The sequence below is a fragment of the Nocardioides bigeumensis genome (assembly GCF_039531755.1).
Lineage (GTDB): Bacteria > Actinomycetota > Actinomycetes > Propionibacteriales > Nocardioidaceae > Nocardioides > Nocardioides bigeumensis.
This window is the reverse complement of record NZ_BAAAQQ010000011.1, coordinates 425,468-444,932: the sequence shown is the minus strand read 5'-3', so window position 1 is coordinate 444,932 and position 19,465 is coordinate 425,468. Positions and strand designations below refer to the sequence as shown.

Genomic DNA, 19,465 nt, shown 5'->3' with positions numbered 1-19,465 from the left:
CGCAGCATCGACGGCGTGGCTAAGACCGTGGCCGGGGTCTTGGCAAACCAGAAGTACTCCATCGACTACTACCAGCGTGAATACAAGTGGGAGTCGAAGCAGATGGCCGAGCTCGTCGCCGACCTCACGACGAAGTTCCTCGATATCTACGAGCCGGACCACGCGCGCAAGGACGTCGCGAAGTACCCGGGCTACTACCTCGGGTCCATCATCATCTCCCAGAAGGGCAGCGAGCCGTTCGTCGTCGATGGCCAGCAGCGCCTGACCAGCCTGACGTTGTTGCTGACGTTCTTGCGCCGACTGCAGCAGGACCGACCCGACAAGGTCGACGTCGACCCGCTGATCTTCTCCGAGAAGTTCGGCGAGAAGTCCTTCAACCTCGACGTCGCGGATCGCAACGACTGCATGAGCGCCCTCTTCGAGGAGGGCAGCTACGACCCCAAGCCCGACGACCCCGAGTCGGTCCACACGCTCGTCGCCCGCTACGAGGAACTCGACGGACTCTTCCCCGACGAACTCCGCGAGGCGGCACTGCCGTTCTTCACCGACTGGCTCAAGGATCGCGTCCAGCTCGTCCAGATCACCGCGTACGCCGACGACGACGCCTACGCCATCTTCGAGACCATGAACGACCGTGGGCTCAAGCTCACCCCGGCCGACATGCTCAAGGGCTACCTGCTCGCAAATATCGATGACGGCGCCCCGCGCACCAAGGCGAACGAGCTGTGGCGCAAGCGGCTGCGCGAGCTCGAGGACATGGCAGACGAGGCGAGTTCCGACTTCCTCAAGACATGGCTGCGGAGCCAGTACGCCACCAAGATCCGCGAGCGCAAGAAGGACGCCCGCCCCGAAGACTGGGACCGGATCGGCACCGAGTTCCACCGTTGGCTGCGCGGCGACCACGAGCGTGTCGGCCTGACCAGCCGGCAGGCCTACTACGACTTCGTGATGGTCGACCTGGGCTTCTACAGCCGCCAGTACGCGCGGATCATTGACGCCGCGCAAGGCGCCTTCGACCCTGCCAGCCCGTTGCGGTTCATCCGCTACAACGCCGATCACCGGTTCACGCTCCAGGACCAGCTGCTCCTGGCGCCCCTCCGCATCACCGACGACCAAGCGACGATCGAGCACAAGTTCGAACTTGTCGGTCGCTTCGCCGACATCCTGCTGGCTTGGCGGATCTGGAACTTCCGCGCCACCGACTACTCGACCATGCAGTACGCCATGTTCAACGTCATGCGCGACATCCGCGGGCTCGACGTCCCAGAGCTCGCCAAGTCCCTGCACAAGCAGCTGAGCAGCGTGACTGAGACGTTCGACAGCAACGACGATCTCTACGTCCACCAGCAGAACCGCGGTCAGCTCCACAAGATCCTGGCCCGAATCACCGACTACATCACCGTCGCCTCGGGCCAGGCGTCGAACTACATCGAGCTCACCAACGGCACCGGAGTGAAGTACGAGGTCGAGCACATCTGGGCCGACCACTCCGAGCGGCACTCTGACGAGTTCAGCCACGAGGCCGACTTTGCCCGTCACCGGAACCAGATCGGCGACCTGCTCCTGCTGCCCAAGCAGTTCAACGCCAGCTACAACGACGACCCGTACGACAGGAAGCTCCCGCACTACTTCAGCCAGAACCTGCTTGCGGCCAGCCTCAACTCACTGAGCTACGAGAAGAACCCGGGCTTCCTCGCCTTCACCAAGTCGAGCGGTCTCCCGTTCAAGCCGTACGACGAGTTCCGGGCGGCGAATGTCATCGAGCGCGGGGACCTCTATCGGGCTATTGCAAAGCAGGTCTGGAATCCGGACGATCTCCTCGCCGTTGCCGAGGCCTCTGAGTGATATTCAGGATCGAGGCGTACGAGCGAACAAGGCCAGCTGCCCTTCCGTGGCTTCACCACATTCCGGAGCACTGGCGGATCGCACGCGCGAAGACCGTGATGTCGGCGATCGACGTGCGGTCGGCTTCCGGCGAGGAGGAGCTCTTGACGGTTTCGTCGAGTCGTGGCGTTGTCCCCCGGTCGTCTGCTTCCGTCAGCATGTTCAAGGCCGAGACCTACGTGGGCCACAAGCTCTGCTGGCCGGACGATCTAGTGATCAACAGCCTGTGGGCGTGGAGCCGCGGCCTCGGCGTGGCAAGGGATCACGGCATCGTGAGCACGGCGTACGGGGTGTACCGGCAGCGCGAGCAGACGCTGGATCCCGCATACCTCGACCACCTCGTCCGCTCTGAGCCTTTCCAGTGGGAGCTGCAGGTTCGGTCACAGGGGGTGTGGAAGTCTCGGCTCCAGATGACCGACGCCCGATGGTTGGACGCACCGCTTCTCATCCCGCCCGCCGACGAGCAGGCAGTCATCGTCAAGTACCTCGCTCATGCCAACGCCCGAATCGACAAGGCCATCGCTGCGAAGCGCCGCCTCATCGCTTTGCTCCAGGAGCAGGTTCGGTCTCAGGCGGAGACACTGATCAGCGATGTCGCGTCAGGCGCTCCTGAGCCGCTCCTTGGTCGGGCTCTTCGTCGCATTGAGCAAGGCACCAGTCCCTCGGCCGTCGAGGGCGACTTGGCTGACAGCCAATGGGCCGTCCTGTCTCTATCTGCGGTAAACCGTGGCGTGTTTGTGCCGACCGCACTCAAGCCAGTCAGCACCGAGTTTGTCGTACCGCCAGCTTTGGAACTGCACGACGGAGATCTGCTGATGACTAGGTCCAACACGCGTGAGCGTGTCGGTGACGTGGCGGTCGTGGCTGGGGTCCGTCCGAGATCCTTCATGTCGGATCTCATCTATCGCCTCGTGCCTCGGAGCGACCTTCTCACCACGGACTTCGCGAGCATTCTGCTCAGAACGCGCCGCGTGCGCGTGCAGATCGAGGCTGCAGCGCGCGGATCGAGCGACACCATGCCCAAGCTGTCCCAAGGGCACATCAAGGGGCTGCGGGTGTGCTTACCCAGCCTCGAGGCACAGAACCACGTGGTCGCCACCCTAGAGGCCTTGACGAAACCCATCCGGGCTGCCGAAGACCGTGCAGAGCGCGAGTTGCAGCTGTTGCGCGAGTTCCGTAAGAGGCTGGTCGCCGACGTAGTGACGGGCCAAGTGGATGTGCGTCAGATCGCGAAGTATCTGCCGGACGCCGAAGCGACGGCGGTGGAGCAGTTGGTCGATTGCGAGGACCTGTCGGTGGAGGACGTGATGGAGATGGGCGAGGTCTGACCCATGCGGCTGAACGAGGAGAGCCTGGAGACTCTGGTCGTCCGGCAGATGGTTGAGAACGGCTGGGAGGAGCGCGCCGTAACCGACTTCGAGCCGGCGTATGCGATCGATCTGCCACAACTTGCTGCGTTCATCGAGGCGACACAGCCCGATTTGGTCGACGCGTTGTCGCTCAAGGCGGCCACTCCGACGCGGCACGAGTTTCTCTCACGACTCCAGGGCGAGATCACCCGCAACGGCGTGGTCCACGTGCTTCGCAAGGGTGTTGACCACCGGCAGCACCACGTCGACTTCTTCTTCCCGACACCGACCCCGGGCAACTCCAATGCGGCCCAGCTCTTCGCGGCCAACCGCTTCACGATCACCCGCCAGGTTCACTACAGCGTGACCGCCGCTGGTCTGTCGCTGGACCTTGTGGCGTTCATCAATGGGCTCCCGGTCTTCACCTTCGAGCTGAAGAACAACATCACCAAGCAGACCTTCGATGACGCCGTCGAGCAATACAAGCGCGATCGCGATCCGAGGGAACTGCTGTTCCAGTTCGGTCGCTGTGTCGCTCACTTCGCGCTCGACGACCAGCAGGCACGGTTCTGCACCCACCTCAAGGGCAAGCAGTCGTGGTTCCTGCCATTCGACAAGGGCTGGAACGACGGCGCCGGTAATCCGCCCAATCCGGACGGCCTCAAGACCGACTACCTCTGGCGGCAGATCCTCTCCCCGGCCAGTTTGGCGAACATCGTCGAGAACTACGCCCAGATCGTCACCACGAAGAACCCGCGCACCGGCAGGAAGACCTCGAGTCAGATCTTCCCGCGCTACCACCAGCTCGACGTTGTACGGAAGCTGCTCGCGGACGTCGAAGCGGCGGGTGCAGGCCGGCGCTACCTGATCCAGCACTCGGCAGGGAGTGGCAAGTCAAACTCCATCGCTTGGCTGGCCCATCAGCTCACCGAGGCCAAGCACGGCGGTGGCAATGCGTTCGGATCGGTCATCGTCGTCACCGACCGGGTCATCCTCGACAGCCAGCTGAAGGAGACCATCAAGTCCTTCATGCAGGTCGGCTCCACGGTCGTCCACGCCGACCGTTCCGGAGACCTCCGCAAGGCGATCGAGGCCGGACGCAAGATCATCATCACTACTGTCCAGAAGTTCCCATACATCCTCGACGACATCGGCAAGGACCACCGCGACCGCACGTTCGCGATCGTCATCGACGAGGCCCACTCCAGCCAGGGTGGAAAGGCCGCGGCGGCGGTCTCGATGGCGCTCGCTACCGGCGGTGCGGCAGAGGATGACGAGACAGTCGAGGACACGATCAACCGGATCATCGAGTCCAAGAAGATGCTGCCGAACGCGAGCTACTTCGCATTCACGGCCACTCCGAAGAACAAGACGCTCCAGATGTTCGGCGAGCCGTTCCCGTACGAGGCCGGCACCGGTTACCGACCCTTCCACAGTTACACGATGAAGCAGGCCACCCAGGAGCGGTTCATCGTCGACGTCCTGGAGAATTTCACTCCGGTCCCCAGCTACTACAAGCTGATGAAGACCATCGAGGACGACCCCGAGTTCGACACCAGGCGCGCCTCGAAGAAGCTTCGCGCCTTCGTCGAGGGCAACGAGCACGCCATCCGGCTCAAGGCCGAGATCATGGTCGACCACTTTCACAGCCAGGTCATTGCCAAGCACAAGATCGGCGGCCAGGCCCGAGCGATGGTTGTGACCAGCACGATCCCGCGCTGCATCGAGTACTTCCACGCCATCAGCGCTTACCTCGCGGAGCGCAAGAGCCCCTACAAGGCGATCGTCGCGTTCTCGGGCGAGCACGAGTACAAGGGCTTCGAGGTCACCGAGGCCAGCCTCAACGGCTTCCCGAGCAAGGAGATCGCCGACCAGATCCGCGAGGATCCGTACCGAATCCTGGTCTGCGCCGACAAGTTCCAGACCGGCTACGACGAGCCGCTCCTGCACACCATGTACGTCGACAAGACCCTGTCGAGCGTCAAAGCGGTGCAGACGCTCTCACGACTCAATCGCGCGCACCCGGCGAAGCACGACGCATTCGTGCTCGACTTCGCCAACACCGCCGAGGACATCGAGCGAGCGTTCGCGCCGTACTACCGGACCACGGTGCTCAGCCAGGAGACGGACCCGAACAAGCTCCACGACCTGGTCAACGAGCTCAATGGCTACGGCATCTACACCCCCGAGACTGTCGAGAGGTTCGCCGAACTCTACCTCGCTGGTGTTGATCGCGAGCAGCTCGACCCGCTGCTCGATTCCTGTGTAGCCGAGTACATCGAGATGTCCGAGGAAGACGACCAGGTCGCCTTCAAGGGTTTGGCCAAGGCGTTCACGCGCACCTACAACTTCCTCTCCACCGTGCTGCCGTTCGGCAGCCCGCAGTGGGAGAAGCTGTCGATCTTCCTTGACCACCTGATCCCGAAGCTGCCGGCGCCACGTGAGGACGACCTGTCGGCAGGCATCCTCGAGACGATCGACATGGAGTCCTACCGAGTCGAGAAGCGAGAGTCGATGAAGATCGCGCTCGCCGACGACGAGGGCGAGCTGGCTCCGGTGCCGGCTGCGGGCGGCGGCCACGTAACAGACCCCGAGCTTGAGCGGCTCTCGAGCATCCTCCAGACCTTCAACGACCAGTTCGGCAACATCAAGTGGACCGACGCCGACCGGGTCCAGCGACTGATCACCGAGGAGATCCCCCGGAAGGTCGCAGCGGACGAGTCGTACCGGAACGCAATGGCAAACAACGATCCCGCGAACGCGCGGGTAGAGCACGACCGTGCTCTTGCCCGGGTCATGCTCGCACTCGTGTCTGACGACACCGAACTGTTCAAGCAGTTCAGTGACAACGAGGGCTTCAAACGGTGGCTGTCCGACGCGGTGTTCCGGTCAACGTACGAAGAGTCGCCATGATGGGCCAGGCGTCGTTCGCCGAGTACCGACCGGTGGCTCTGTCCGAGCCGCTCCGTCAAGGCGACGTCCTCGAGCGCGTAGCGGCCGACGCATCACCGTGGGACCGGCATTTGCTCGTCATTACAGCGGATTGCGACCTTGCGCACGACAAGCATCAGGGTCGTGTGACGTGTGTCCCGCTGTTAACCAAGGACGAGTACCTCCTTGAGCTTCAGGTGCCAAAGCTTCAAGAGCAGGCGACGGCCAAGTTGCTGAGGGTGCTCGCCCAAGCTCTCGAGGCACTCGGAGCCCCTGCAATCTCGGACGCGAGACTCAGAGAATGGCCCCGCGAACAGGACACCGAACAGATCCTGCTTGCGCTCAATGTCCCGGCAGAGAAGCACGACCTGATCGGAGGCCTGCTGAATGGCGTTCGCATCTTGGGAGGATCGGCGCCGGACCTTCAAGTTGCGACGGCTGGGCTGATCAGTGCACAACGACTTCTCCCGAATCCGCAGACAGAGAAGAACCTTCTCGCCCAAATTGTTAGCCGGTTCCAGAGTGCGTTTAAGCAACCCGCCGGAGACGCATTATTCCTCTCTGCCATTGCGGACGGACACGACCACGGATACTTCGCATACCTCCGCCACCTCGAACAGATCTGGGAACCGCAAGTCACCCTCGGCCCGTCCCGATCCGAGGTTCAGTACCGGCGTATCTCACGGCTGCGCGAGAACTTCACGCACGTGATCGCCCAACGGTTCGCGCTGGTGTACATGTCGATTGGTCTGCCCGACTCCTACGAGGAGATGCGCAACCTTCACGCTGAACTCCTAGGAGACGGTCTCGAATGAAGCCCCTTATAACGACAGTCGCAGCCCTCAAGGAATTGGCGACTGGCATCGCGCCAGATGCCGTCGGCGCGTCTACCGTGCTGTTCCTGTGGGATGGGCCGAGCGCCGACTTCTTGTTGACCGGTGGGGACGGTGAGGTCGACCAGCGGACCGTGATCGTCCGTGGGGGCTTCGGTGACGATCCCTTCGTGCCTGATCATCTCTCGCGCGTTCGGCGCGAGGTGCTGAGCCGGCTTGCCTCCTTTAGCGAGCGTGCGCAGGCTCCCGGACCGCTGTCGCTTCCGAGAGCGTGGCATCAGTTCAAGCACGACAACCTGATCGCGTTTTTTGCCGTTCCAGGCACAGACGGGGCAGCGAGTCGGTGGATCGCGGAAGTCCTGCCTGGCGCCAGGGCAGATGTCATCGTCTGGAGCGGCACCACATCGAACAACAAGGAAAGCCTTGAGGAGTTCGAAGCGATGAAGCCGCCCAGCCCCCTCGTCGAATCCGAGTGGTTGGAGGCGATTGCCCGGGCGCGGGAACACTTTACGAAGTTGGCTCGGCCAGAGCCGTCCGATGTGGAGATTGCGCTACCTGAACTGGAGCGTGCGGCTACCCGCGGCTGGTCTTTCGACGAGTGGATGAAGGTGATCAGCGAGGATCAGCGAGCCTTCGTCAACGCTCCGACGGACAAGTCCATCCGCCTACGGGGACCTGCCGGATCCGGCAAGACGCTGGCGTTGACACTCAAGGCAGTGAACGAAGCGAGCCGTGCTCGCGCCGCAGGTGTCGATCTCCGGATCCTGATGGTGACGCACAGTTGGTCGCTGGCAACCGAGATCTCAGATTCGAAGGACGCTCTTGGCTTGGGGCCTCTCGACGAGATTGAGGTATTTCCACTCTTGGAGATCGCAGCGGCGTTGTCCCCGGGGATCGCGAACGAAGGCGATTACAAGCTGATCGGCAACGACAGCTTCAGCGGGAAGGTCGCTCAGCTTGAGGAGATCTGGGATCTTCTGACGGAGTTCATCGATGGGGACTGGGTCACCTATCGCGCATCAGTCTCACAGGCGATCCAGGAGCGCTTCGATTCGGAGGAAGCTGATGAGCGGGTCGCGCTCGCTTGGGACCTGCTCGTTGAGTTCGGATCCGTCATTGGTGCGGCGGCGATCTTCCCTGGAGCCGGCGCGGAGAGCAGGTACTTCGGGCTCCAGCGGGCGTCTTGGATGCTCCCGCTAGCGACGCGCGAAGACCTCCGCGTCGTGTTCGAACTGTATCGGCGCTACATGGAGCGTCTTGATTCCCGCGGTCTATGGACGAGCGACCAAGTGTTGGCGGACCTGCTCAACGATCTCCAGAAGCATTCTTGGAACCGTGGGCGACGGAGCGAGGGCTACGACCTGATATTCGTGGACGAGTTCCATCTCTTCAACCCGCTTGAGCGACAGGTTCTCCACTACCTGTCGAGAGACGTCTCGGTCTATCCGCGAATCTTCATGGCCCTGGACCCGCGGCAGTCGCCATCTGAGGCGTTCATCGGCCTTGCTGCCGACGAAACACGCTCGTCGTCAGGCGCCGAAGCAGACGATTTGGGAGACGTCGCTCAGTTCGAGCTCACCAAGGTGCATCGGTACACGCCACAGATCCTCGGGCTTGTGAAGCACGTTCATCACGAGTTTCCGACGTTCGATCTTGGTAGTGAGTGGAACATCGACTTCAGTTCCGTGGAGTCGGCTAAGACCGAGGGACCGGTGCCGCGCCTCGTCGTGTCCGGCTCGCGGACCGGCGGTGAGAACGACATCGTCAATGCCGTTCACGACCGGTATCAGGCTGGGCCTATGGCGATCGCGGTCGTGGATACGCGCCAGTGGGAGCGGTTCAGTGACCTCGCATCAAGGCTCGATGGATCACCGAAGTTCCACGTGTCCGTGATCGCGGGACGCTCAGATCTAGACGGCCTGGGATACAGGAAGAAGGGCTTGGTCGTGGGCCTTGCCGAGTATCTTGCGGGGCTTCAGTTCGAAACCGTCCTCGTCGTCGGCGTGCCTGACATGGAGACGGGGCGCAGTCCCAACGAACGCGCTCGTCTTCTCTCGCTCTTCTACCTGGCCGTCAGCCGGGCGGAGAACGAGGTTCGCGTGTTCGTCAATGACGATGACGGGGGCGTGCCGGAGGTCTTGGACCGTGCCGTTGCCAACGGCCTCCTCGTCCGCGAGCAGGGCAGTCTGCTGTGATCGAACGGCTTCGCGGTGTGCACCCCCGGACTCACGGTCCCGCGATTGTCGCCTGGCCAGTCACTCGGCCCCGCGTCCGGCGCGGTGGTGGTGAGTCACCACCACCGCGCCCGCCGTCTCCCTGACGCATGCATCGTCCGGTCCATGCACCGGTTCCGGGGAATCCCCGGCACCGGCTGGTCGGTCCCGGCGAGTCGCCGAAGCCAGGCGGCCGGCCTACCCTCGCGTCCGGCTCCGTTGAATCAACAAAGCCGCTTCCTCCGGTCCCGAGGAGTCCTCGGGACCGTGCGCCCCGCCGTTGACGGCTCCGACCAACTGCGCGACGAGCGCACTCTTGGTGCCGGCAGCGTGGGAGGTCATGCATCGACGGTGCGCCTCGGCGACGGCGGTGTCAACCGCCTATTTCCCGCCGACGTCGGTGACTTCGAACTGTCGGAAGACAGCGCGAGACAACCGAAGACGACCGGCAACAACAAGCACTCGAACTTCCTCAGCGCCGGTCTCACGATTTGAACCGCCCCATCGCTTTGCCCATCGAAAACCCATCAGGGACAGGGCGAAGGAGGTCGAGGAGAGCGGAGGCAACCGGTACAGTGGCGACGTCGGCAACCGGCCGATCTCCGTGTAGATCGAGTCAACCGGAGCTGACCGAAGACATTCAGAAGTAGCGGAAATCGGACCTGATCGTCCCAGAGGTCGCAGGTTCAAATCCTGCCCCCGCTACGAATTTCAGGCTCGGAATCTACGGATTCCGAGCCTGAAAGCATTTACGAACTTGATCAAGTGTCCACAAACCCTGTCCACGATGCGTCTCCCGGCCCGTAGCCGAAGTCGGGTGCCGAGTCGCCCTGTCCAGTGCGGAGTCGAGCGGTTCGGCCAGCGCACCTGCTCGGCATGGACAGCACGACACCCACCTTGAGCGGCCTGGAGCCGCTGATGAGCATCGAGGAACTCTCCGAGTACCTCCACGTGCCCTTGCGGACGCTGTACGACTGGCGTCTGTCCGGGAAAGGACCGTGCGCGGTTCGCATTGGACGGCAGATCCGGTACTTCGTCACCGACGTCCACGAGTGGCTCCGAACCAATCGCGAGACCGAGCCTGGTCGAACGCCCGACGGGCGGTGACGCGTCATGGGTAGGCCGCGCACGCCCATTGGCACCTTCGGCGACATCACGTACGTCAAGGTTGCCGGAGGCCGCGTGCGTGCGCGAACTCGCTACCGCACGTTCACGACGTCAACCAGCTTCGCGGTCGACCTCCAGAAATGGCTGACGATCACCGAGGCCTACGCGCAGGGACAGACGCCCTACCACGCGACCTTGCCCACCGACACGCTCGCGCACGACGCCGCGATCATGCTCGAGACCCACGCCGCTGGGCTCAATGAACTGCGCCAAGCTCAGACCTCCCTCGGCACGCAGGTCCGCGCAGTGCTCGCGGCGCGTGGGTTCCCGTCCGTTGCGGCGGAAGGATTCGCGGCGCCCAGCGTCGTGGTCTCCTACACAGACGACCCGGAGGTCCGCAGCGGCGCGAGGTTCAAGCAGGCTGGCCTCCAGGTTGCCGCTGGCGTGCCGCTGATGTGCGATGAGGGCGACGACTTCTCGACCTTCCGGATCGGACTGTTCGGGCTCGACAAGCTCGCCGATGTTGACGCCACCGTATGGCGGCTCGAAGCACACCTCGGGCGTTGACCTGACTTGCCATCAACGACTAAAGAGTCAGGCTTCGCGGTCCTGCCTGGCCCGAGAACGCCAATAGGAGCTCGAACGTCGACCACGAACTGGCCGCCGGCACGAGGCGGGGTCATTCTGGCAAACGCGTGCCGCCTCGGCGACATGCATCCGGCGCGGCAGGTTTGGCTTCGTGGGGGAGCCAACGGCGACGTGCCGCGGTCGTAGACGGTGAGGTGGGTGTCGTGCTCTGGCGCGACCCAGCGGCGACAGCCGACCATCCCGGATCCCATTGACGGAGACGCGCTGAGACATGCCTCGAACAGAGACGGCGGGACTCCTCAGAGACGGTCACGTGACGCGCACCCGGTGCAGGTGATCAGCCAGGGCCGCAACTCGAGCCGCTCGGGAGGGATCCCTGTTCCGCAGCCGACGCAGATGCCGTAGACGCCGTCGATGACTCGGCGGCGGGCGGCCCGAACCTGCTCGAGAATCCGTTCCACGGTGCCCCGGTGCGCGGCCGCGACTTTGTCGAGCGGGGTCTGCGGGAGCGCGTCGAGCTGTGCCTGGCGGGCTGCCTCGAACCGAGCCAGGTGTTGATCCACGCCTGCCGGTGTCGTGGGAAACGCCCCTTGAGGCTGGGGCAGGGCCATCAGCCGCGCGGTGGGACCGGCTGCGGGTGGCAGGTACGGGCCTAACTCGGGGGGCTCATCGGCGGGCAGTGTGTCTGGCTCGGCGGGCTCAGGCCGCCGGGGCTCGCGGACGAGATCGGCGGCCGCGTCGCGGTAGTCGAGTGCGTCGTGGCCGTTTGCGTGGTCGCGGGGGCTCGCGACCGGAGGAACGGTAGAGGCGGTCATGATCAGTCCTTGAGAACGTCACGCAGCCGGTGATGGGGGTGCGTGGAGGAACGGGTACGCCGCGACGCGGCGCACCCAGCGAGGTTCAGCTCAGGACTGGGCAGGCGGGGCGCGGTCGACGCTGCGTCGCAGCACGTCGAGACCCCTGATGCCGCGGGCTTCTTCGCTCAACTTCGAGGCGAGCAACGCAGCACCGGCCTGCACGTGGGAGGGCAGGTGGGAACGGTCGGACGTCACCGCCGACGCGAGCACCTTGATCGCCTCCATGCAAACGACCATAGCAACGTTCCTGCCGAAAGCCAGTCGGTCGCGATGCGACCCGGCCACGCCCCGATGCCCCGCTGGACCCGTCTCAGCTGCAGGCTGCGCTGTCCGCGGCTGGAGCGTCGGCCGGAGCCTCCAACGGGCTGGTTCGGGAGAGGCGTTCTACGCGCGCCTGGTTCAGTTCGGCCTCGTCAACGCCTGACGCGGAACCCCCAAGACTCGTGGAACTCCAAAGACTCGGGGCGACTTGCGCGCCTGGACGTCATGACGATGTAGGTCTCGATGCTGAAGATCCTCGTGACACGGTCGGGATCTACCCAGCGCTGGCCCTCGACGTAAGCCATCAGACCGCGATTTAGGAGGACGTCGACATCGTCGGCCTGTACCGCAGTGGATCGCACGTTCGTACAGACGCACCACCCGACGACGGCGCACGGGGCGGGCGGCCTTAGGACGGTGGTCCTCCACGGTGCCTAGCGCAGGGTGGTGGCAACTTTGACGCAACAGAAGCCGGGTTGCGGCTCCAGGCGGGCTGTCATCGACGTGACGTCCAGACCGTCGAGCACACCGTCGACCAGGGCGAGGTTCATGCCGCAGACCAGCTCGGTGTGTCCGGCGGCGAGCCGGTCGAACGGGCAGTTGGTCAGACAGACGTCGTCGTCCACCAGGCGCGGTTCGTACCCGTGTGCCGCGAGAGTCTCGACCAGGCGCGCGGTCTCGGCCCTCCGGCCCCCCCGAGGCCGGGAAGTCTGCGCGTTGGTGATTTGTGAGCCGGTTTCGTGCGCCACTCGCGCAAGCGTGCTGACGATGGGGCTGCCATCGCGCGCTGACTGGTCCACGGCTGCGGCGAGGACCTCGGCGGCGAGGTCGTAGCGTCGCTCGGGCAGGGATACAGCCACCTCGCGGGACGCGCGTCGGTAAAGCTTCGAGGGGCGTCCAGCGCCCGGTCCGGTGCGGCCGGTGAGTCGGCGGTGCTCGACCTCGAGAAGGCCTTCATCGACGAGCCGGTCGAGGTGGAACTTCACCGTATGCAACGGCAGGTCCACCGCAGCGGCGGCCTGTTCGCGGCTGATCGGTCCCGGCGCGCCGGCGACGTAGCGGTAGAGCGCCAGTCGCGTGGGCTCGGCGAGCGCGCCGATGCTCGTCACATCGGAGTGAAGGTCATCCATGACTCACGATCCTGAGGTCGATCCTTGGGACTCCTGGCTTCTAACGTGCACAGGGTACCCCGTTAGAGATAGGCGAAGGTGGTCTCTGATGGGTCGTGGTGCCCACGGCGCTGGCAGGGCAGCGCCGGTCGAGCTGACCGAGCCCGTCTCGAGGTTATGGACCCCCACTAGGTGGGGATGAGCACGGTGAGGAGCGCTGTGGCCAGCAGCCCGAGCACCGCCCATCCGGCCCAAGTCCGACGCCGTTCCCCTCAGCCGGGCGACGGTTCGTACGACGAGGCTCGAACGGGATTCTGCGACTTGGCCTCCAAAGTGGCCAGGACGTGGGTGAACGATGCCTCGAAGGCGGCGATTCCTTCACGTTCGAGGGTGCGTCCGACATCGTCGAGGTCGACGCCGTTCTGGGCGAGGGTCCACATCGCAAGCTCTGCGGGCTCCAGCCCGACGTCGATCATGCGGGTGAGGGTGCCGTGGTCCTCGAAGGCTTGCAGGGTGCCCTCCTGCAGGGTGTTGACGGTGTCAGGCCCGATCAGGTTGTCGACGTAGAGGGTGTCGGGGTATCGGGGGTTCTTGGTCGACGTGGACGCCCACAGGGGGCGCTGTACCCGAGCCCCTCGGTCGGCGAGCCGTTCCCACCGCTCACCGCTGTGGGTATGGCGGAAGAGCTGGTAGGCGAGCTTGGCCTGTGCGATTGCGGCTTGGCCTCGCAACGCGATGGCCTCGGGGGTGCCGATCTCCTCCAGACGCCGGTCGACCTCGGTGTCGACCCGGCTCACGAAGAAGGAGGCCACGCCGTGGACCGTGGAGAGATCTCCGTCGCGCCGGGCAAGAGACTCCAAACCCGACAGGTAGGCCTCGAGGACCTGCCGGTAGCGGGCCAGGGAGAAGACCAGGGTCACGTTGATGCTGCGGCCTTCAGCGACCATGGCTTCAATGGCGGGCACGCCGGCGGCGGTGGCCGGAATCTTGACCAGCAGATTCGGCCTGTCGATGCGTTGGTGTAGTTCTCGGGCTGCCTGCACGGTCGCCTGAGTGTCGTGAGCCAGGTAGGGCGCCACCTCGATCGAGACGAACCCGTCGGCCCCCTCGCTGGCCTCGTAGATCGGCCGCAGCCGCTCCGAGGCGTCGACGACGTCGGCGATGGCGAGGTCCCAGTAGGCGTCCTCCGGGGTGTGCCCGGCAGCGAGCTCGTGGTGGAGCTGGTCGTCGTAGGCGTCCGACGACTCGATCGCTTTGGCCACTATCGTCGGGTTGGCGGTGATTCCCCGTACACCGCGGATGATGAGGTCCGAGATCGTGCCATCTTTCAAGTGGGGCCTGGCGAGGTTGTCCAGCCAGGGGCTCTGACCGTGTTCTTCGTAGAGGCGGTTCAAGCTCGCCATGAGGGCTCCCGGTGTCGGTGTTGATCGTGCTGGTGTCGGGTGATCGTCTGGACGTTGCCTGCGGTTCTCAATCGAGGTCCGCTGCGACCTGCGTCAGGTCCACCGACTGGTCCGCAAGACCGGCCACGTGTCGTCGGCCGACAATGAGTCGGATCGGGTCCATGGCGTCCCAGTCGTTGGCGTGCATGCCGGCCAGGACCTGGCCGTCACGCAACCAGAACGCGGTGAACGTCCCTTGTTCGGGCGCGCCGCGCAAGATGACCTGGTCGTAGCCGTCGGGTCCGACGTTGCCGAGGTACTCCATCCCGAGGTCGTACTGGTCGGAGAAGAAGTACGGGAGCCGGTCGTACGACACTTCCTTGCCGAGCATGTTCTGGGCGGCGACCACTCCCTGGCCGATGGCGTTGTCCCAGTGCTCGACGCGCAGGTGGCGGCCGAGCCGTGGGTGGTAGGCGTTGGCCACGTCGCCGGCCGCGAAGATCTCGGGCGCGGAGGTGCGCAGCTGTTCGTCGACCACGATGCCGTTGTCGGTGCGCAGGCCGGCGGCCTCGGCGAGCGCGCTGTCCGGCGCGACTCCGACCCCGACCACGAGCAGGTCGGCCTCGATCGACGACCCGTCGGCCAGGGTCACGAGCGCCCGGCCACCGTTGCAGGTGATCGCGGTGATCTGCGTGTTGACGCGCAGGTCGACGCCGTGGGCTTGGTGCAAGGTGGCGAACGTGCGGGCGACCTCCGGTCCCAGGACGCGGACCAGGGGCAGGTCCGCAGCCTCCAAGATGGTGACCTCGGCGCCCGCCCGGCGGGCGGCCGCGGCCACCTCCAGTCCGATCCATCCGCCGCCGACGATCACCACTCGCCGGCCGGCTCGAAGCCTCGACCTGATGTGATCAGAGTCCTCCACGGTCCGCAGGTACGCCACCGGTGCGCCGCTGTCGTCGGCCATCGCCAGCTGGCGAGGTCGTGCACCAGTGGTCAGCAGCAACCTGTCGTAGACCTGCCGGTCGGCGCCGGCGGTCACCGTTCGGGTGACCGGGTCGATGCCGGTGACCCGAGTGCCCAGACGAAGGACGACGTCGTGCGCGTCGTACCACTCCGAGGGGAGGACGAGGCCGGCTTCGAGGCCGTCGTCGCCCATCAGGTACCCCTTGGACAGCGGTGGGCGTTCATACGGCAGGTGCGGCTCCGCGCCGTACAAGACGAGACGTCCGTCGAAACCGCACTCTCGCAGCTCCTGCACCGCCTTGCCCGCAGCCAGACCGGCGCCGACGACGACAACGGTTTCGACACTGATGTTGTTGCTCATGGTCAGCGCCCCCGTCCGGAGCCGCGCGTCACCGACAGGAACTCGGCGCGTGAGGCGGGATCGGTGCGCAGGGTGCCCAGCAGAGCCGATGTGACCGTGCGGGTCCCGGCGGCGCGGACCCCACGCAAGCTCATACACGTGTGCTCGGCCTCGATCACCACGCCCACACCGCGCGGTGCCAGCTCACGGTCCAGGTGATCGGCGACCTGCTGGGTCAGCCGCTCCTGGGTTTGGGCTCGATGGGCGTAGAAGGCCACCAGGCGCGCGAACTTCGACAACCCCAGAATCCGGTCCGCGGGTAGGTAGCCCAGGTGGGCCACCCCGACGAAGGGCAGCATGTGATGCTCACAGACCGAACGGACCGGGATGTCCTGCACCACAACCAGCTCGTCGTAGCCCTCGGCGTTGGCGAAGGTGGTGAAGTCGAAGCCATCGCAGGTGAGCATCTCTGCGTAGGCCTGCGCCATCCGGCGCGGTGTCTCGCTCATCCCGTCGGACTCGATCGGCTGGCCGAGAGCACGCAGCAGGTCGGCGGCCGCCCGCTCCGCGGCGACCAGGTCGACGGGAGCGGCCTGGGTGGCGGTCACCGGCGCACGCCACGCCAACACCGTGGCCGGGTTACCGCTCGAGTTGACTGCTGGGTTGCCGCGGGAGGGACCCTCCACGGCGCGGTGTTGTGTCACCGGGCGCCCCTGTCCTGGGCGTCGCCGGACATCGGAGCTGAGCTGCCGGCTGCGAGCCGGGCCGGCGCGGCGAGTCGGGCCAGGGCGAGGGCGCCGACCAGGAGGCCGAAGTCGCGCAGGGCGATGTCGTAGAAGTCACCGATGCTGAGCAGGTTGACGATGATGCCCAGCAGCCAGGCCGCGACGACGTAGGCGCCGATGTGGGGCCGGACCGCCACCAGGAGGCCGGCCAGGATCTCGATCACGCCGACGGCCAGCATCGCCTGGTGGGCCGATCCGGGCGTGAGGTCGTTGATCCAGGGAGCCAGGTACTGCTCCCAGTCGGTGAGGAGGCCGAAGAACTTGTCGAGCCCGAAGGCGATGGGCGCGATCGTGAACACGGTGCGCAGCAGCAGGAAGGCTTGACGGGCGCCCAGTGGGGTTGGCGGCGAGGTCGCCTGGCCCTGGGTGGTGGTTGGTGCGGAGAGGAATCGACTGACGGTCATGCGCTCGACCCTTCTAAAAGAGAATATAGTAGACGTTAGAATAGCCAGGTGTGTTTCGTCAAGACCTGTGTCCGTTAGAAGCCGCAATGGGTCTGGGGCAGCGATGAGCTGTGTTCCCCGCGTCCATTCCGCAGACGATGGCCACGACTCCTACCGCCGTCAGGGACGACCGGAACGCCACGGCTGCCAATCGCGCCCAACGGGAGACAGGCAGCGAGCCACAGGATCCGATAGGTCCTCATGGGTTTCCATCTCCCTACGACGAGTCATCAACGGGTGAAGGCCACCATCGCGCCGACGTTCCGACGTCGTCAGCACCGGCAACCGGCCGACATGTCGCGGAGTCTCTTGCCGATTACCGGCAAAGCTGATGAGCCGCGAAGCCGTTTCAGGTGGCTCCGCATTCCGACCTCGTCGCCCGAAGTCAGCGCGGGTGTGAGTGTCCCCGCCCCTCGTTGCTGATACCCGGCATGTTGGATGTGGCATGTCGACCGACGACGAACGCTGGATCCGCGCGGAAGGCCAGCCATCCTGTCCGAGTCCGGGGTCCCATCCTCAGAACGAGGAGACCCGACCGGTCCATCTCCAGGAGACGAGCAGTGACACCAGCACCTGACGTTCGCTTAAGAAGGATCTACGACGATTCCGCGGACGACGACGGCATCCGCGTGCTCGTGGATAGGCGATGGCCGCGGGGAGTGAGCAAGACGCGAGCCGAGCTCGACGAGTGGTGCACAGACGTTGCTCCCTCCGATGCGCTTCGCAAGTGGTACGGACACGACCCCGCGAAGTTCGAGGAGTTCGGATCGCGCTACCGTCGTGAGCTCGACGAACCAGAGCGAGCCTCCGCCCTGCGCCACCTGCAACTGATGGCTGCCCACGACCGACTGACTCTTCTCACCGCCACCAGACGCCTCGAGCTCAGTCAGGCCGCCATCCTCGCGGACATGCTGCGCGCCGCCGACCAGTGAAGTGGACCCGCCGGGTGTATCAATGAAGGCACAGCGGTCCACGGAACGGATGTGTGCGTGAACAAGGTCGGAGCGGAACACAACCCCACGCCAAGAGATGCCCTGGACCCAATCCCCGACGAGGCCTGGCTGGATCGAGTTGCGGAGACGGCCAGTGAAGATGCCGGCGGAGTCTCGACGGAGTTCCTGGCCGGCTACCTGCCACTGCTTGCCGACGCCGCCATCACCGGGGGGTCTCCCAGACGGGCGGAGATCGATGCGGTCCGTCAGCAAGGCCGTCGTGCCGCAGAGCGCGGAGTGCCCGTGGGGCGCGGTGTCGACCTCTACCTGTCTGCTGCGCGCGGGGTGTGGGCCGAGCTGCCCGCGGTGATTCGACAACGTGACAGCAAAGCAGTGCGGGCGGCGGCCGAAGCGGTGCTGCAGGTGGTGGACGAGGCGGTGGCGGCCTTCGCGGACGGTCATGCCGAGGCGGGTCGCGAACTCGTTCGGAGGGAGGAGACGCTACGGCGCGAGCTCGTGGATGACCTTCTCCGCGGCGACGCCCACCTGAGCGAGCTCGTCGAGAGGGCTGAACCCTTCGGGCTGGATCTGACTCGCGCCCATCAGGTCGCCCTGGCCCAACCCAGCCGACGGCTCCCTTCCATCTCGGCGGCCACCAGCGCCCTTGAGCGGGTCGTGCTAGATCGGTTCGGTGACCGGGACGTCTTGGTGGCGACCAAGGAGAATCTGGTGGTCGTTGTTGCCCTCGCAGAGGCGACCGGAGCTCCGACCACGATGGGTCTGACAACAAGCGGCAACCTCGGGAAGACGGTTCACGCTGAGCTCAACCGGCTCCGTCGGGGCTCACCGTGGCGGGTCGCTGTCGGTCGGGCGCACCCGGGTGCCTACGGGATCGCGCGCTCCTACGAGGAGGCGCGCGAGGGGTTGACCATGGCGACCCGGATGAGCCTGGACACGCCGATCGTCGAGACGCGCGACCTGCTGATCTACCGGGTGCTGGCGCGGGATCAAACGGCACTAGTAGACCTCGTTGACTCGGTCCTCAACCCGCTCCGGCAAGCGCGCGGGGGAGCCGGCCCACTGCTCGAGACGCTGATCTCGTACTTCGAGTGTGGGTGCGTCGCCACAGCAGCCGCGGCCCGCCTCCACCTCTCAGTGCGAGCCGTCACCTACCGTCTGGACCGGATCAAGTCCCTCACCGGGTTCGACCCGGCCGACCCGGCACACCGGTTCACGCTGCACGCCGCCGTTCTCGGCGCGAAGCTGCTTGATTGGCCAGAGCACCCTCTCCCCGAACCGGACACCAAACCCTGACGCAGCCAGCCGTCGACGCTGCTTCGACCGGACCCGTCGCCGCGGTCAGGCCGCGCTGCTTCCTTGGCTGTCTTCGGACGTCGACCTCGAGTGCACGCCCATGGGGGTCGTGGGATGTTCGGTCGGCGTGCTGGACGAGTCCGCCGTAGCTGGGCTTGCGGGTGGAGCATGACG

General features: G+C 65.2%; 18 protein-coding genes. 10 read left to right on the top strand and 8 right to left on the bottom strand.

The window, feature by feature from the left end; all coding sequences use genetic code 11:
* The first annotated feature begins 15 nt into the window (after window positions 1-15).
* On the top strand, window positions 16-1,845 hold the full coding sequence (locus tag ABD295_RS11215; protein WP_344303805.1) for a DUF262 domain-containing protein: 1,830 nt from the start codon (window positions 16-18) through the stop codon (window positions 1,843-1,845).
* 52 nt (window positions 1,846-1,897) lie between these two features.
* On the opposite strand, the gene ABD295_RS11210 is transcribed toward ABD295_RS11215, so the two are convergent.
* Window positions 1,898-2,050 (bottom strand): hypothetical protein, encoded by a 153-nt coding sequence (locus ABD295_RS11210; RefSeq protein WP_344303804.1) that lies wholly within the window; start codon window positions 2,048-2,050, stop codon window positions 1,898-1,900.
* On the opposite strand from ABD295_RS11210, the gene ABD295_RS11205 reads away from it, so the two are divergent.
* The 7 genes from ABD295_RS11205 (at window position 2,043) to ABD295_RS11175 (ending at window position 10,884) form a co-directional block, all read left to right on the top strand.
* Complete coding sequence (locus tag ABD295_RS11205) at window positions 2,043-3,212, top strand: restriction endonuclease subunit S domain-containing protein (RefSeq protein ID WP_344303803.1); 1,170 nt, start codon at window positions 2,043-2,045, stop codon at window positions 3,210-3,212. The genes ABD295_RS11210 and ABD295_RS11205 overlap by 8 nt on opposite strands.
* Window positions 3,213-3,215: 3 nt before the next feature.
* The gene (locus tag ABD295_RS11200; RefSeq protein ID WP_344303802.1) at window positions 3,216-6,146 is read left to right on the top strand and encodes a type I restriction endonuclease subunit R; all 2,931 of its coding nucleotides are present in this window, start codon (window positions 3,216-3,218) and stop codon (window positions 6,144-6,146) included.
* Window positions 6,143-6,979 carry a hypothetical protein gene (locus tag ABD295_RS11195; protein WP_344303801.1) on the top strand — a complete coding sequence of 279 codons (837 nt, stop codon included), beginning with the start codon at window positions 6,143-6,145 and terminating at the stop codon, window positions 6,977-6,979. The genes ABD295_RS11200 and ABD295_RS11195 overlap by 4 nt, the downstream gene beginning before the upstream one ends.
* Window positions 6,976-9,192 carry a DEAD/DEAH box helicase gene (locus ABD295_RS11190; protein ID WP_344303800.1) on the top strand — a complete coding sequence of 739 codons (2,217 nt, stop codon included), beginning with the start codon at window positions 6,976-6,978 and terminating at the stop codon, window positions 9,190-9,192. Before ABD295_RS11195 ends, ABD295_RS11190 begins: the two co-directional genes overlap by 4 nt.
* Before the next feature lie 285 nt (window positions 9,193-9,477).
* Window positions 9,478-9,705, top strand: a complete 228-nt coding sequence (locus ABD295_RS11185) for a hypothetical protein (protein WP_344303799.1) — start codon at window positions 9,478-9,480, stop codon at window positions 9,703-9,705.
* A gap of 381 nt (window positions 9,706-10,086) precedes the next feature.
* Entirely contained in the window at window positions 10,087-10,317 is a 231-nt protein-coding gene (locus ABD295_RS11180) for a helix-turn-helix domain-containing protein (protein ID WP_344303798.1), read from the top strand.
* A 6-nt stretch (window positions 10,318-10,323) separates the two neighbouring features.
* Window positions 10,324-10,884, top strand: a complete 561-nt coding sequence (locus ABD295_RS11175; RefSeq protein WP_344303797.1) for a hypothetical protein — start codon at window positions 10,324-10,326, stop codon at window positions 10,882-10,884.
* Window positions 10,885-11,204: 320 nt separating this feature from the next.
* Here ABD295_RS11175 and ABD295_RS11170 read toward each other — a convergent pair whose 3' ends face one another.
* The 7 genes from ABD295_RS11170 to ABD295_RS11140 form a co-directional block, all read right to left on the bottom strand.
* Window positions 11,205-11,720 (bottom strand): TraR/DksA C4-type zinc finger protein, encoded by a 516-nt coding sequence (locus tag ABD295_RS11170; protein WP_344303796.1) that lies wholly within the window; start codon window positions 11,718-11,720, stop codon window positions 11,205-11,207.
* Window positions 11,721-11,810: 90 nt separating this feature from the next.
* Entirely contained in the window at window positions 11,811-11,987 is a 177-nt protein-coding gene (locus tag ABD295_RS11165; RefSeq protein ID WP_344303795.1) for a hypothetical protein, read from the bottom strand.
* 470 nt (window positions 11,988-12,457) lie between these two features.
* Window positions 12,458-13,153, bottom strand: coding sequence for a helix-turn-helix transcriptional regulator (locus ABD295_RS11160; protein ID WP_344303794.1), 696 nt, complete (start codon window positions 13,151-13,153; stop codon window positions 12,458-12,460).
* 251 nt (window positions 13,154-13,404) lie between these two features.
* On the bottom strand, window positions 13,405-14,535 hold the full coding sequence (gene tal / locus ABD295_RS11155) for a transaldolase (protein WP_344303793.1): 1,131 nt from the start codon (window positions 14,533-14,535) through the stop codon (window positions 13,405-13,407).
* A gap of 67 nt (window positions 14,536-14,602) precedes the next feature.
* Window positions 14,603-15,838, bottom strand: coding sequence for an NAD(P)/FAD-dependent oxidoreductase (locus ABD295_RS11150; RefSeq protein ID WP_344303792.1), 1,236 nt, complete (start codon window positions 15,836-15,838; stop codon window positions 14,603-14,605).
* Between the two features lie 2 nt (window positions 15,839-15,840).
* Window positions 15,841-16,425, bottom strand: coding sequence for a GTP cyclohydrolase I FolE (gene folE, locus ABD295_RS11145; RefSeq protein WP_344303791.1), 585 nt, complete (start codon window positions 16,423-16,425; stop codon window positions 15,841-15,843).
* A gap of 92 nt (window positions 16,426-16,517) precedes the next feature.
* On the bottom strand, window positions 16,518-17,006 hold the full coding sequence (locus tag ABD295_RS11140; protein WP_344303790.1) for a hypothetical protein: 489 nt from the start codon (window positions 17,004-17,006) through the stop codon (window positions 16,518-16,520).
* Between the two features lie 632 nt (window positions 17,007-17,638).
* Between ABD295_RS11140 and ABD295_RS11135 the strand changes: the two genes are divergently transcribed.
* Window positions 17,639-17,977 (top strand): DUF488 domain-containing protein, encoded by a 339-nt coding sequence (locus ABD295_RS11135; RefSeq protein ID WP_486348086.1) that lies wholly within the window; start codon window positions 17,639-17,641, stop codon window positions 17,975-17,977.
* Between the two features lie 57 nt (window positions 17,978-18,034).
* Window positions 18,035-19,291, top strand: a complete 1,257-nt coding sequence (locus tag ABD295_RS11130; protein ID WP_344303788.1) for a PucR family transcriptional regulator — start codon at window positions 18,035-18,037, stop codon at window positions 19,289-19,291.
* The last annotated feature ends 174 nt before the right edge of the window (window positions 19,292-19,465 follow it).